The organism is Streptomyces sp. Xyl84, from assembly GCF_059731885.1.
On record NZ_AP029183.1, the window covers coordinates 41,226 to 53,700 of the forward strand.

At 69.4% G+C, this 12,475-nt stretch carries 13 protein-coding genes and 3 pseudogenes; 7 read left to right on the forward strand and 9 right to left on the reverse strand.

The genetic code is table 11. The features are described from left to right. Nucleotides 1-15 precede the first annotated feature (15 nt). Both AC6I72_RS31755 and AC6I72_RS31760 read left to right on the forward strand, forming a co-directional pair. The gene (locus AC6I72_RS31755) at nucleotides 16-492 is read left to right on the forward strand and encodes a glycosyltransferase family 2 protein (protein WP_498004919.1); all 477 of its coding nucleotides are present in this window, start codon (nucleotides 16-18) and stop codon (nucleotides 490-492) included. A 129-nt stretch (nucleotides 493-621) separates the two neighbouring features. Then, nucleotides 622-1,431, forward strand: coding sequence for a universal stress protein (locus tag AC6I72_RS31760; protein ID WP_498004920.1), 810 nt, complete (start codon nucleotides 622-624; stop codon nucleotides 1,429-1,431). A 226-nt stretch (nucleotides 1,432-1,657) separates the two neighbouring features. On the opposite strand, the gene AC6I72_RS31765 is transcribed toward AC6I72_RS31760, so the two are convergent. Further along, nucleotides 1,658-2,107 (reverse strand): amidohydrolase family protein, encoded by a 450-nt coding sequence (locus AC6I72_RS31765; protein WP_498004921.1) that lies wholly within the window; start codon nucleotides 2,105-2,107, stop codon nucleotides 1,658-1,660. 60 nt (nucleotides 2,108-2,167) lie between these two features. On the opposite strand from AC6I72_RS31765, the gene AC6I72_RS31770 reads away from it, so the two are divergent. Beyond that, nucleotides 2,168-2,605: a LysR substrate-binding domain-containing protein gene (locus tag AC6I72_RS31770; protein ID WP_498004922.1), complete on the forward strand. Its 438-nt coding sequence runs from the start codon at nucleotides 2,168-2,170 to the stop codon at nucleotides 2,603-2,605. Nucleotides 2,606-2,618: 13 nt separating this feature from the next. Here the strand turns inward: AC6I72_RS31770 and AC6I72_RS31775 are convergent, their stop codons facing one another. Together AC6I72_RS31775 and AC6I72_RS31780 are read right to left on the reverse strand one after the other, a co-directional pair. Beyond that, nucleotides 2,619-3,467, reverse strand: a complete 849-nt coding sequence (locus AC6I72_RS31775; protein ID WP_498004923.1) for an NmrA family NAD(P)-binding protein — start codon at nucleotides 3,465-3,467, stop codon at nucleotides 2,619-2,621. Then, nucleotides 3,464-3,889 carry a nuclear transport factor 2 family protein gene (locus AC6I72_RS31780; protein ID WP_498004924.1) on the reverse strand — a complete coding sequence of 142 codons (426 nt, stop codon included), beginning with the start codon at nucleotides 3,887-3,889 and terminating at the stop codon, nucleotides 3,464-3,466. Before AC6I72_RS31780 ends, AC6I72_RS31775 begins: the two co-directional genes overlap by 4 nt. 87 nt (nucleotides 3,890-3,976) lie before the next feature. Here AC6I72_RS31780 and AC6I72_RS31785 point away from each other — a divergent pair, with 87 nt between their 5' ends. Further along, a complete protein-coding gene (locus AC6I72_RS31785; protein ID WP_498004925.1) occupies nucleotides 3,977-4,588 on the forward strand; it encodes a TetR/AcrR family transcriptional regulator in 612 nt (203 codons plus the stop codon). 942 nt (nucleotides 4,589-5,530) lie between these two features. Here the strand turns inward: AC6I72_RS31785 and AC6I72_RS31790 are convergent. Further along, nucleotides 5,531-5,899, reverse strand: coding sequence for a hypothetical protein (locus AC6I72_RS31790; RefSeq protein ID WP_234438738.1), 369 nt, complete (start codon nucleotides 5,897-5,899; stop codon nucleotides 5,531-5,533). 227 nt (nucleotides 5,900-6,126) lie between these two features. Next, nucleotides 6,127-6,477, reverse strand: a pseudogene (locus AC6I72_RS31795) (hypothetical protein); the annotation flags it as partial. Nucleotides 6,478-6,803: 326 nt separating this feature from the next. Here AC6I72_RS31795 and AC6I72_RS31800 point away from each other — a divergent pair. Continuing rightward, nucleotides 6,804-7,925: an FAD-dependent oxidoreductase gene (locus AC6I72_RS31800; RefSeq protein WP_498004926.1), complete on the forward strand. Its 1,122-nt coding sequence runs from the start codon at nucleotides 6,804-6,806 to the stop codon at nucleotides 7,923-7,925. A 349-nt stretch (nucleotides 7,926-8,274) separates the two neighbouring features. Here the strand turns inward: AC6I72_RS31800 and AC6I72_RS31805 are convergent, their stop codons facing one another. Beyond that, the gene (locus AC6I72_RS31805) at nucleotides 8,275-8,610 is read right to left on the reverse strand and encodes an RICIN domain-containing protein (RefSeq protein WP_498004927.1); all 336 of its coding nucleotides are present in this window, start codon (nucleotides 8,608-8,610) and stop codon (nucleotides 8,275-8,277) included. A gap of 153 nt (nucleotides 8,611-8,763) precedes the next feature. Beyond that, nucleotides 8,764-9,645 carry an alpha/beta fold hydrolase gene (locus AC6I72_RS31810; RefSeq protein WP_498004928.1) on the reverse strand — a complete coding sequence of 294 codons (882 nt, stop codon included), beginning with the start codon at nucleotides 9,643-9,645 and terminating at the stop codon, nucleotides 8,764-8,766. Nucleotides 9,646-9,947: 302 nt separating this feature from the next. Here AC6I72_RS31810 and AC6I72_RS31815 point away from each other — a divergent pair, with 302 nt between their 5' ends. Further along, the gene (locus tag AC6I72_RS31815; RefSeq protein ID WP_498004929.1) at nucleotides 9,948-10,184 is read left to right on the forward strand and encodes a hypervirulence associated TUDOR domain-containing protein; all 237 of its coding nucleotides are present in this window, start codon (nucleotides 9,948-9,950) and stop codon (nucleotides 10,182-10,184) included. A 60-nt stretch (nucleotides 10,185-10,244) separates the two neighbouring features. Next, a pseudogene (locus tag AC6I72_RS31820) lies at nucleotides 10,245-10,522 on the forward strand (DUF3140 domain-containing protein). 335 nt (nucleotides 10,523-10,857) lie between these two features. Here the strand turns inward: AC6I72_RS31820 and AC6I72_RS31825 are convergent. Together AC6I72_RS31825 and AC6I72_RS31830 are read right to left on the reverse strand one after the other, a co-directional pair. Further along, a pseudogene (locus AC6I72_RS31825) lies at nucleotides 10,858-11,178 on the reverse strand (universal stress protein); the annotation flags it as partial. Nucleotides 11,179-11,293: 115 nt separating this feature from the next. Next, nucleotides 11,294-12,301 (reverse strand): glycosyltransferase family 2 protein, encoded by a 1,008-nt coding sequence (locus tag AC6I72_RS31830; protein ID WP_498004930.1) that lies wholly within the window; start codon nucleotides 12,299-12,301, stop codon nucleotides 11,294-11,296. Nucleotides 12,302-12,475: the final 174 nt, after the last annotated feature.

Here is a 12,475-nt window from a genome sequence, read left to right on the forward strand (position 1 = left end):
GGCCTGGAGGAACCCATGTCCCGCCCACGCGTCGACGTCGTCGTTCTCACCATGAATGATCGCCCTGCCGAGGAAGCAGCCGCGCAAGCGACACTCCTTGCCCAGAGCGGCGTCGACGTGCGGATGGTGGTCGTCGGCAACGGCTGCAAGCCCGAGGACGTGCCACCCGGTGTGCTCACCGTGTGCCTGCCCGAGAACATCGGCATCCCCGGCGGTCGCAACGCTGGCGCCGACTCGCTGCACGAGGCGGCCGATCCGGCCGACTGGCTGTACTTTCTCGACAACGACGCCAGCTTCCCCCGCCCCGACGTCCTCGCCCGGCTCGTCGCCGAGGCCGAGCGACATCCAGAAGCCGCCTGGGCACAGCCCCGGCTGACCGGCCCGGACGATGTGACCACCCCGCGCCGCTGGGTCCCCCGGCTGCGCGCCTCCGCCCCCGGGCGGCCGGGGGGCACTTCGATGACCGAAGAATCATCAGCCGCCGGCGGGTGACCAGCCGCGCGAGTGGTGGCAGTGGGGCCTCCTGGCCGTGGTCGGCTGGCGGTCGGGCTCGGCCGGAGTGAGGCTTGGAATCGCAGTGCCTGACGGGGGGTGCTGGATCGAGGCGAGCGCGGAGGCGCGATGAGTGGTCTGGTCGTCGTGGGAGTGGATGGTTCGTCGTCGAGCGACGCCGCGGTGGCACAGGCTGCCCGGGAAGCCAGGCGGCGTGGTGCAAGGCTCCGTGTGGTGCACGCCTTGAGCTGGCCGGCCAGGCCCATGTACGCGCCACTGGACCCGGCGCCACTCAACCGCCTGGCACATGACGCCGCGGAACGCGCCCGCAGTGTGGTGCCCGAGGTGGAGGTCACCCATGCCGTGGTGGTCGGCGACGCGGTGCCGGTGCTGTCGGCCGAGTCGCGAACCGCGGATGTGGTGGTCGTCGGCCGCCGGGGCATCGGGAAGGTCGTCGGTGTGCTTCTGGGTTCCACGGCGGTGTCTCTGGTGGCCCAGAGCCATTGTCCGGTGCTGGTGGTCCGTGAGGAGCCGGATGATGTCGGACCGGTCTTGCTGGCCGTCGACGGCTCCCCTGAAGGCGAAAAGGCGGTTGAATTCGCCTTCGCCGAAGCCTCGTTGCGGGGATCCGAGCTCTACGCCCTACACGCGTGGCAGCCCGACCTGGCGCCGCCCGGCACCGGGGCGGAGAGCGCGGAGCGGCTGCTGGCCCTGTCAGTCACCGGTCGCAAGGAAAGGTATCCGGACATCACCGTCCGGCAGCAAGTGCTGAGCGGTGAGATCCGTGAGTCCCTGATCGAAGCGAGCCGGAATGCGCAGCTGATGGTGGCCGGAGCCCGGGGGCGCGGTGGTTTCTCCGGGATGCTGTTGGGCTCGGTGAGCCAGGCCCTCCTGTATCACGCGCACTGCCCGGTCGCCGTCGTCCGGGGCATGGCATGACCAGTTCCGTGAACGCGGCCGCCGAGCGTCCGGCGAGGACACACGGAGGCCCCGGGCCTGACGGTGAATCTGCGCGGTGCGGGACACCGGTCGCGCAGTGGGTGCGCAGCTCCGCTGCTCCGGGGACGCCGGGTACGTGTCGGAGCAGTTTCCGGTGCGCCACGGTGAGGTGCATCTGCCGGCCGGGACGTCGTTCGCGTCGGCCCGCGCCTGCCTGGTGGTCGGCTCAGACCGGGAGCGGCGGACCGGCGGCGTGGAAGAGCCGGTCACGGGAGGCTGCGGCCTCGTCGAAGACGGCGTCGCCTCCCTTCAGTACACCGTTCTCCTTGAGGACGGCACCGGCCACCACGACCAGGTCGACATTGCCGGCGTGGCCGCCCGCGACGATCGTGGCCGCGGCGTCCGTTGCGGGCAGCATGTGGGCGTGATCGAGGCGGATCATGATCAGGTCTGCCTCCTTGCCCGGGGTCAGACTGCCGGTGCGGTCCTCGATCCCCGCGGCCCGTGCGCCCTCGATGGTCGCGAAGGACAGCAGGTCCGCGGCGTCGAACGTGGGCAGGCCGGGAACACGGTCCATGGGCCCGGCCGCACCGGCGAGGATCAGCTGCTGGTAGGCGAGGGTCGCCCGCATGACGCCGAACATGTCACCGACCAGCTGCTGGTCCCCGCCGATCACCCACTGGCCCGCCGGAAGAGTGCGCGGCTCTGAGACATCGCCGGGGAAGCCTCCGTCGACATGCCCGCCGGTTTCGGGCAACGTCAGAACGCGGACGAGGCGTTTACGAAGGAGAAGTTGTTCCGGCGGGTCCTCATCGAGGTCTCAGACATCACCACGATCGCGGATTACGTGGCGCACGGCCTGGGCGTGGCGCTGTTGCCCCCGGACTTCGCTGCGGCGGCCGGGGACGCCGTTTGCACCGTCCCCCCTCGCGGACGCCCGGCTGGCCTGGACGCTCAGCGTGGTCGCCTCCGCGACGCGTCCGCCGACGCGGGCGCTGCATGCCTTCCTCGACCTGGTCCCGCACCACATCCGGCGCGATCGCGTGTTCTGAACGGACGTCCCGGCCGTGTCCGGATCACTTCCCGAAATCCACCGGTCTCGCGTAGAAGGCCCAGCCCCACCGGCCCGCCGGCCAGGCCGAGATCACGCAGGGTCTCGAACCAGAACTGCTGATCTTCCTGGAACATCAGCTGCTGCGTCGCAGCTCCCTCTCAAGGAGGGCCTGGAAGGTGCGCGGGGGCCGACCGGTGAGGCGCTGGACGGTGTCGGTGATGCGGTCCTCCGCCCCTTCGGCGATGGCACGGTCCATGCCCGCCAGCATTGCGGCGAACTCGCCCGGCACCTGCTTCGTGAGGCGGTCGCGCATCTGCTCGTAGGACAGACGGCGGTGGACCACCAGCCGACCGGTGGCCCCGGTGATGATCGCGGCGATGTCGTCGTGGCTGAGTGCCTCGGGTCCGGTGAGGACGAGATCGGTGTTGGGGGCTTGCTCGTCGGTCAGAGCCCGGACGGCTACGGCCGCGATGTCCTCGGCGTCGACGAAGCCGACCCGGCCGCTTTCGGTGGCGGTCCAGATGAGGCCCTCGTCGCGGATGCTGCGGGCGTGCGCGTGCGTGCCGGTGAAGTTCTGCATGAACCACGAGGGCCGCAGTACCGCCCACTGTTCGAACAGATCAGGCAGGGCCTGGTGCACCGTTCCCACCGCCGGGCCGCCCTCGGGGATGGCCGAGGAGCTCAGCAGCACCGCGCGCTGCACGCCGGCAATGCGGGCCTGATGGAGGAACGGAAGCATGGTCGCCGCGGGAGCGGAGTCACCCACGGGCGGTATGAGGTAGACGCGGTCGACGCCGTCGAGGGCGGCCGCGTGGGTGGCGGGGTCGTGCCAGTCGAAGGGCACCGGCTCGGTGCCGGCGACCGGGGTGGCCCGGCGGCTGGCGGCTTTGACGCGGTGACCCGCGGCCGTCAGCTGTGCGGCGGTGCGGCTTCCGGTGGTGCCGGTGGCGCCGATGACCAAAATGGTGCCGGTGGTCGTCATCGGCTGCTCCCGGTGAAGTCGGCGCCGGACTCCTGGACGGCGAGGGGGTTCCAGTAGTCGCGGTAGGAGGTGATGTGTCCGTCTCGAACGGTCACGACGGCGATGTAGGTCATGTCGAAGGGAGCGTCGCTCTCCACCAGGCGGCCCACGCCGCGCATCTCGACCACGATGGTCGCCGGGTCGGTGGTCTGGTGGAGCCGCAGGTCGGGGAAGTCGTGCAGGTCGATGTGGTCGGGGTAGTGGCGCATGTAGGAGGCGATGGCCTCCTTGCCCTCCAGACGCCGGGGCCAGCCGTCGGGCGCGAAGGGGAACTCCATGAGGCCGTCCTCGGCCCACAGGGCGACCCACGCGGGAATGTTCTTGTCGAGCAGCAGCCGCAGGCTGTGGCGGTACAGATCCGCCGGGGAGGTCGGTGCGGACATGGGTATCCTCCAGTCATAGAACCCGGACCCTGGGTCCGCTTCAACGATATGGACCGCGGGTCCGTTTTGCAAAGAGAGGGGAGCGACATGTCCGAACGCCAGTCGTCTCGCAAGGACGCCATCCGCAACCGGGAAGCCGTGCTCGCGGCCGCCGATGCCCTCTTCACCCGCCGCCAGAGTCCCGAAGACGTCACCATGGCCGACGTCGCGGCTGCGGCCGGCGTCGGCAAGGGCACGCTCTTCCGGGCCTTCGGCGATCGCGCCGGGCTGCTCCGCGCGCTGTACGAGGCACGGCTCGAACCGATCAGGCAGGCCGTCGAGACCGGCCCACCACCCCTGGGACCCGCGACCCCGCCACGCGATCGCGTACCCGCCCTGCTCGACGCCGTCCTGTGCTTCAAACTCGACAACCGGCGCCTCGCGCTGGCCCTGGAGGAAGGCGGGAGCAGCAGCCCGTACCGGGCGGAGCACTACGAGCGGTGGCACAGCCTGCTCCGAGCGGCACTGGAGCAGATCCCCGGCCTGACCGGCAGCGACTTCACCGCCCACGCCCTGCTCGCCGCCACACGAGCCGACCTCGTCGAACACCTGGCCGGAGAAGAGCGCATTCCGAGGGAAAGAATGCGGGCACAACTGGCGAACTTCGTCACCAGAGTCCTCGCCTCCGGCCCACTGCACGGGTTGACCGCCGAGGAGTGATCGAGGATCGGACGAGCCATTGATCAGCGGGGCCTCTCGGCGGGCTGAAGCTGATGGGACGGCGGGAGAGCCACGCGTGGCCAATCTCGCGGCCGCGCAGCAGTCCTACGAGTTTGAGGGACACCTGCGGAAGGTGGTCGAGGTACCGTTCGACGGGACCGGGGCGCGACTGGCCGCGGTCATGGACAACACGGCACGCCGCGCGGCTCACTTCATGCGGCGCCCCGCGCCGAGCACCGAGCACCGGGGGCACTGGTTCGGGTGGTCAGCGGCTGTCGCCCTCAGACTCCGAGCACGGTGACGTAGACCTCGCCCGTGCCCGGGTAACCGTCGATGTTCGGGCTCAGCTCGAACTCACAGCTCACCGTCACGTCCTCCGGTACTGAGGTTTTCACGGCAGGGTCGATGGTGCGTGGGTCAGGCCGGCTGCACGGCCGGTCATCCGCAGGTCCCGTACGGGCTCCGGCGCACCGCGCGCATCCCCATTCCTGTGAGGCGACCGTCCCGCACCCCGGACGGCTCGCGATAACTGCTGGGGTGAGAGGGGTGACAGGCCGGTGCGCGGTGATGCGGCTTATCGTTCGCGCGAGGGCTGTTCAGGTCGCGAGTTGTAACGCGATGACGCCCTGCGCGCCTTCGCCTCCGCCCAGCCGCCAGCTGGTCCGCGGGCAATCGATCTCCATCCCAGACGCCGCCACCGGTCCCGTACTGAAGATCACGGTGACCTCGGCCGCGCCACGGCGCCCGGTCAAGGAGCAGCCCGTAGGAGAGCCGGGCGGCTCGCCGCCCGTCCCGCTTTCTCCCCGTGGCGCAGAGCGGGGGTCGCGGCGACGGCGGGCATCGGTTCCAGTCGGCATGAGCCGGTCCCGTTCTCACACGGCCTTGCCCGGCCGAAAGGTGAGACCCGTGCCGCAATGGTTGCCGAGGACGACGCGGGTGCCCTCACGCCGGCACGCAGACTTCCTGGCCTTTCATCGTGTACTGCTCTATCACCTCGATGAGCGGGTAGACACAGCCTGCGGCGAGATAGGTGGTCCACACTTCCGTGCCGGTGTCATCGCCCGGGAAGAGCGGGCCGTGGACGGTGCGGCTGTAGTTCGCGGCGCCGCCCGTCGTGTTCTGCCAGCCGAGCCGGACGTGGACTATGTCCCCCGCGTGCTTCCAGTAGCCGACCCCGATGCGGCCGGTCTGGCCCACCCCACCGGTGACGTCGATGCAGAGGTCACCGTTGCCCAGGTTGGTGCACCGCTGGACGTACGCCTGCGGTGCGCGGGGAGTGGCCGCCGTGGCCGCGGTCGCTGTGGTCAGCATGACGCCGGCGGCGGCACCTATGATGAGCCCGGTTCGGATGGATGCGCGCACGGAGCGGTCCTCTTCTCTGGGATGCAAGGGCGGCTGCCGCGAACCACAGCCGGCGCCTTCAGCATTCATGAGTCCCCCAGACTGGGACAGCGTGAATCCGGCCAACCGGGATAATGCCGCGATGAAGAGCCGTCCTCACAAAGACGAGACGAACCGACCGCACCTGTGGGGCGTGATCAGGCTCCGTGAGGGAGCGAGACGACACTTCCCGTTCGCTTCCGTGCGGTGTTCCGGGTACGTGTAGAGCGCGGCGTGCATGGTGCCCAGCGGCCGGACCCCGGCGGTTCACTCGCCCACAAACGGCGACTGTCAGTAGTGCTGCCCTCGGTAGACACCGTCGGTGCCGACGCCGCGGGCCCAGTCATCGAAGCTCGTGTTGCCCAGCTCCAGGTGGACGACGAAGGAACCGCCGCGGCAAGGGTGATCCTGAACGGGACGTCGTCCTCGTCGGGCAGGTTGTTCACGGCCAGCAACGGAAACTCCGCCGAGGCTGGAGTCTGTTCGTCGGCGATGAGAAGGAACGGGCTGTCGGGCCAGTCCTCGTCGTCACGGCCGACCCGCGAGTGTCATCTTTCCGGCAGCACTGCCGAGCCGGTCGAGGCGGTTGTCGAGGATGAACGTGGCTGGCATGGTGCGTCGCAGCATGAGCGGCCCCGGTCACCGCGAGGCGGATGCCGAGCTATAGTCACGAGGTCGCGAAAAACGGTGTTCCGCGGTCCACCCGCCGGACATCGCGCATACATCGATGCAGATGGTTCTGATCGGTGAGCGTCTCCTTGCCGAGATCGGGCACCCCGTCCCCTTTCGGCGCTGACCATCGCCGGCGCGTGCCGGCGCAACAGAGGAGCGCAGCGTGCAGAAGACCATCGCCATTGTCGGAGCGGGACTGGGCGGGCTGACGCTCGCCCGGGTGCTTCAGGCTCACGGCGTCGCCGCGACGGTCTACGAGGGTGAGGCCTCGGCGACGACCCGTACGCAAGGCGGCCTGCTCGACATCCACGAAGAGACTGGCCAGGTCGCAGTTCGCGCAGCCGGTCTGTACGACGAGTTCCTCACTCTGGTCCGCCCGGGCGAGGACGCCAAGCGCGTGGTGGACCGCCACGGAACGATCCTGTTCGACATGCCTGCGAACCCCCGTTCGGCCCGTCCTGAGGTGGATCGTGGCGAACTGCGGCGCCTGCTCATCGGCTCGTTGGCGCCCGGGACGATCATGTGGGGTCACAAGCTCGCCTCGGTCCGGCATCGTGCGGAGGGCGGCTACGTCCTGACCTTCGCGGAAGGTTCCGCCACGCGCGCCGACATCGTCATCGGCGCGGACGGTGCCTGGTCGAAGGTGCGTCCGCTGCTCACCCCCGCCAAGCCCGTCTTCAGCGGAACCTGCTTCATCGAGATCGCCCTCGCCCCGGGCGGCCAGGAGTGCCGGGCGAGCGTGGCCGCGATCGGCAGCGGCACGCTGATGGCGGTCGCGCCGGGCAAAGGCATCATCGCGCATCGCTACGCCGACGGGCACGTGCGCGGATACGTGGCATTGAACAAGCCCGAGGAGTGGATGAGGTCGATCGACTTCGGCGACCCGTCCGCTGGCCTCCGTCAACTTGCCGACGAGTTCGACGGCTGGTCACCGCTGCTCACCGCCTTCGTGACACAGAGCGACGTGGAACCGTGGCTCCGACCCATCTACGCCCTGCCCGTCGGGCTCAAATGGGACAGGGTGCCCGGCATGACGCTCGTCGGCGACGCCGCGCATCTGATGTCGCCCTTCGCCGGCGAGGGTGCGAACCTCGCCATGTACGACGGCGCGGACCTGGCGCGCCAGCTGGTTGAGCAACCCGACATCGAGGTCGCGCTCACCGCCTACGAAGAGCGGCTGTTCCTGCGTAGTGGCGACGCGGCCAGCCGCTCGGCGCAGAACCTGGAGATCTTCTTCGGCCAGGAAGCACCGCAGAGCGTAGTTACTCTGTTCGATCGCTCCTGACACCTCAGTCCGGGTTCGTGATCTTGTATCGGACCCGGCAGGGAACGGGCACGGCCATCGCGTGATCATCGGGGGTTGTGTCGACTCTTGAAGATCGTGCGGTGGCTGCACGGCATAGCCCAGACCCTGCCCGTCGGTCGGCGATGTCCGACCAGGTCATGGCCCGGATCGCGGGCCGGTTCCGGAGGGTTGAGCCCCTGCTTCGCCCACACCGAATGGGGGGGCGGGGGACGGCGCGGGCGAGAAGGAGGTCACGCGCCGACCACGACGTCATCAGTGGCGTGGCAGGCCATCCGTCCGCTGCGCCGGTCCCGGCACGGTTTCGTTGCAGGGCATGGTGGCGGGAGCGCTACTTCCATAGAGAAGCGCGGTGGAAGTCGCTGAGCCGGTAGGCCATGACCACCTGTCCGCCCCGGCCGTCCTCCGTGACGTAGCGCCCGTTGCGGCGCAGTTGGATGAAGTACTTTCCGCCGTAGACGCTGGTGCCGTAGACGTTGAACCGCTGGTTCGAGTTGCCCTTGCACCGCCAGATGACAGGCCTGTCGTCGGAGGCGTTCGGCGAGTCCATGCACAGGTTCAGGTTGTAGGAGGGGTGGAAGTACCAACCGCCCTCCTTGGCCTTCTCCCTCGCCAGGGCCCACGCCCGGACCGCCGAGATCGAAGCTCCGGGCGACCGCGCGGTCACCGCGCACCCCCTGCGCCGGGGTCCGGCCAGGAGACCGGCGAAGCGGGCCGGGACCCGACCACACAGGGCCGGTGGAAGCCCGGCTCTCCCCCGGTCCGCAAACACTGCATCGAGCCTGCCGAAGGCAAGTTCCGCCGCCGGGTGGCTACTTGCTCAGCTGCTGTGGGCCACCACGGCATCGATGAGCGTGGGCCAGAGTTCCCGCGGGCGATCATGACCCATGTCGGGGACCAGCAGGAGTCGCGCGCCGGGCACCAGGTCCGCGGTGCGTCGACCGCCGCTGGGGTCGATCAGCGTGTCTTCCAGGCCGTGGATCACCAGCGTCGGCACCCGCAGTTCGCGAAGTGCGTCCGCGCGTGAGCCGCTGAGGATCATCGCACCGAGTTGGCGCCCGACCCCCGCGGGGTAGTAGGCCCGGTCGTAGCCGGCGGCGGCCAGCTCGCGCAACACCGCCGCGTCCCCGTACCGCTTGGAAGCCCAGACCAGTTCGTCCTCCGCCGCCGCGATGTGACTCTCACGGTCCGCGGGCCTGGGCCTGAACAACACCGCCTGGGCCTCCGGGCTGGCCTGGCCGTACTCGCTCTCGCCGGTCGAGGACATCATCGACGTCAGGGTCAGAACCCGCTCGGGGCAGGAGAGGGCCATTGTCTGAGCGATCATTCCGCCCATCGAAGCACCGACCACGTGGGCACGTTCGACACCCAGCGCGGTGAGCAGGCCGAAGCCGTCGTCGGCCATGTCAGAGAGCCGGTAGGGAACCATCGCGAGCGCGGCTGGAATGTCTCCCGCGGTCACGGCGGCGATGAACTCGTCCATGTCGACGGGGTGATCCTCGAACTTGGTGGACAGCCCGCAGTCGCGGTTGTCGTACCGGATCACGTAACGACCGCGATCTGCCAGCGCCCGGCAGAAATCCTCGGGCCAGGCGAGCATCTGCGCCCCGAAGCCCATCACAAGCAGGACAGGGGGGTCCCCGGGGTCACCGAAGGCCTCGTACGCGAGGGCCACTGCAGGAGACACGTCAACGATCGGCATGGGGGGAGGCTGCCACAGCCGGCACCGCGACGCACCAGAAATATGCGTACGTGACCTGCGCATTCCCCTGCAGGACCGCATGTGATCCGCCGACCGGGCTGTGGCGCCCGTGCGCGAGGAGCACGTCCGCGGGCGCGGAAGCCCGGAGCACGCGGACCCGTGCGGACCCCTGTGCGAGGAGTATGTGCCGCGTCTCGACGAGGGCGCGGTGTGCCGGCACGCGCTGCGTCGATGTGCGGGCGGAGGCGACGACCGCCATGCTGGACAAGACACTGTCCGCTTGTGTTCGGAAGGACGCCGTGATGACGGCCAAGCACAGTTCGTCCAGGAAGAAGGACCCGGCCAAGGGCGACGAAGTCGCCTGGCGGAGCCACGGCAGCGAGACCACGGGCCAGGTGGAGAAGAAGATCACCGAGCGGACCGAGGCGGCCGGCCGCACGGTGGATGCTTCGCCGGAAGAGCCTCAGTACCAGGTCCGCAGTGACAAGAGCGGACGGTCGGCCGTCCACAAACCGTCGGCCCTGAAGAGAAAGAAGTAGCCTTCGGTGCCGGTCGAACACCGACGCGAGACGGGGGACGCGTTTCGGGACGTGGACAACATGCCACCGTCTGCGTTGCAGGAGTGGCCGGCGACCGAGGAGTCCCGGGCCGCCGGTCGGCACACGGACGGCGGCGAGTCTGCGGGCCATGCCTGGGGCACCGCATCGTGGCCATCCTGCGCAAGAAGAAGGCGGATCTGTCGGAGCCGGACTACGAGCACATGCGCAAGGTGGTCGGTTGCATCCGCCGCCACCTCGCGCAGCGGCCGTCCGGTGACGTACGCGGAACACGCTGGCGCCACTCACTGATGAGCCGGGGCCACGATCCCCTGCGGTAGCGCCGGTGCTCCTTCCCCGAACTGTGCACCTTCCCCGCGCCGTGCTCGTTCCCCCTCCGGGAAGCAACCGGTGCTGCGTACTCGGCGGGAGGGGCGCAGGCCCCTCGGTCCGGTACGTCCGCAGCGTCTGCCCTCTCCTCCCCCGGTCGACCGCACCCGCGGGGCGGCCCTCCGGCAGGGAGGCGGGTCGGCGCCGACGTGGCGACGACGCCTCCCCTCGTCCGGACGCCAGGTATTGCGTTGCGTCCCGTCTTCCGGCCCGAGCGGTGACCGCCCTCACATCCCCGGGTCGCGTCGAGTCGGCGGTACCGACCGGGTAGAGACGACCGTCCCCGTCAGCCGCCCTGGTAGCCGTGGCGTCTCTCCTCGGCGGAGCGGGTCCGTGCCCGGTCATCGGTGACCGCGACGGGCACCACGGCGACCGGGCAGGGCGAGTGGTGCAGGACGGTGGGGGAGATCCGGCCCAGCTGGAGCCCGAAGTGCCCCGGACGACGGCAGGCACCGACCACGAGCAGATCGGCCTCGCACGCGGCGCCCAGGAGCACGCGGCGGGTCGGCCCTTCCACGAGGCTGCGTCGTACCTCGACCTTCGGCGGGACGTCCCGCAGCGCCGCTCCCAGAGCTTCGGCGGCTTGGTGCTCGCAACCGGCTGCTGGACGCCGGACCGTATGCGTTCATCTGGGTGGACGCGCTGACCCGGCGGTGCAGGGTGCGGTACATGCGGCGCCGCTCTGTCGGCGGCAGCAACCGTCGAAGTCGCCCAGCCTGGGGCTACCGTCCGCGGACGGCGGCGCCCCGGGAGACGAGACCCCGCGCGCGCTGAGGGAGACTGGCGGCCTCCAGCGCACCGTATCTCCCGCTCGCCACGAGTTGGAACTTGACACCCTCCCGGCCTTCGGGGTGCTCGTAGCCATCGGGGAGGAACCGCCGGTAGTGCTCGCTGGCGCGTTGGAAGAACTGAGGGCGCTCGGAGCGGGAGAGACATCCCTCCAGATTGAGGAGGAAGAGGTAGTGACGAATCATACGAGTGAAGAGAAAGGGAGCCACAACGTCCAGGGCGTCGCGCTCCTCGAGCAAGTCGAAGCTCTCTTCGTACCGGCTGAAGACGTCGAAGTGGGTGCCGTCCGGTGAGCCTGCGGGGTGTTGAGTGTGCCGACGGCGGATCTGGACGCAGTTCCACTTCAGGACGGCGACCCGGTCAGCGGCGAGCATGGCGCGGTGGACGACTGCGACCTCCTCGTGGAGACCGTCAGGGAACGCGAGTTCCTGCCGGATCCACAAGTCGCGGCGGACCAAACGGTCCCAGGAGTAGGCGGGAGCACCGAACAGCTCGGGCTGATCGAGCGGGGCGAAAGACTCACGTCCTTGCCGGGCGAGCAGATCGGCGGCGGCACCGGGCCATGAGCGGCCGCGATGGAGGCGAGTGTGCCCGAAGAGAAGAACATCCGGCTCGCCTGTCGCTTGCAGCCGATCGGCCATCGCCTGAAGCGTTTCACCCCCGATGATGTGATCGCTGTCCAGGAACAGCAGGTAGTCACCGGCGGCGCGCTCCGCCCCCGCGTTGCGTATTCGGCCGATGCCGGCGACTCCCGTCAGCCGCACGACCGAGACCCGACCATCGCGCCGAGCATAGTCATCCACCAAGCCCGCAGGGCATTCAGCGGACTGGTCCAGGACCGCGACAACCTCCACGTCCCGGAAGGATTGGTTCAGTATCGAATTCAGGCAGACCCCCAGTTGTCCGTGAAGGTCGTACGCGGCGACTATGACGCTGATCATCGGCGTGAACTCCGCTCGAAACGCTGCGAGATGAACAGGGGGCGGGCCCGCCCCTGTCTTGATGCCGCCCGCGTACCTCCCCCCGGAGAGCAGGCGGCGTGACCCCGACCGGGGTCACTGTGTTCAGCGCGTCCCAGGTCCTGCGTGTCACAGGTGGCGGCCCATCGTTACAAG

Coding starts and splice junctions, on each gene's coding strand:
- AC6I72_RS31755 (WP_498004919.1), top strand. CDS start 16: ATGTCCCGCCCACGCGTCGACGTCGTCGTTCTCACCATGAATGATCGC.
- AC6I72_RS31760 (WP_498004920.1), top strand. CDS start 622: ATGAGTGGTCTGGTCGTCGTGGGAGTGGATGGTTCGTCGTCGAGCGAC.
- AC6I72_RS31770 (WP_498004922.1), top strand. CDS start 2,168: ATGCCCGCCGGTTTCGGGCAACGTCAGAACGCGGACGAGGCGTTTACG.
- AC6I72_RS31775 (WP_498004923.1), bottom strand. CDS start 3,467: ATGACGACCACCGGCACCATTTTGGTCATCGGCGCCACCGGCACCACC.
- AC6I72_RS31780 (WP_498004924.1), bottom strand. CDS start 3,889: ATGTCCGCACCGACCTCCCCGGCGGATCTGTACCGCCACAGCCTGCGG.
- AC6I72_RS31785 (WP_498004925.1), top strand. CDS start 3,977: ATGTCCGAACGCCAGTCGTCTCGCAAGGACGCCATCCGCAACCGGGAA.
- AC6I72_RS31790 (WP_234438738.1), bottom strand. CDS start 5,899: ATGCTGACCACAGCGACCGCGGCCACGGCGGCCACTCCCCGCGCACCG.
- AC6I72_RS31810 (WP_498004928.1), bottom strand. CDS start 9,645: ATGCCGATCGTTGACGTGTCTCCTGCAGTGGCCCTCGCGTACGAGGCC.
- AC6I72_RS31815 (WP_498004929.1), top strand. CDS start 9,948: ATGACGGCCAAGCACAGTTCGTCCAGGAAGAAGGACCCGGCCAAGGGC.
- AC6I72_RS31830 (WP_498004930.1), bottom strand. CDS start 12,301: ATGATCAGCGTCATAGTCGCCGCGTACGACCTTCACGGACAACTGGGG.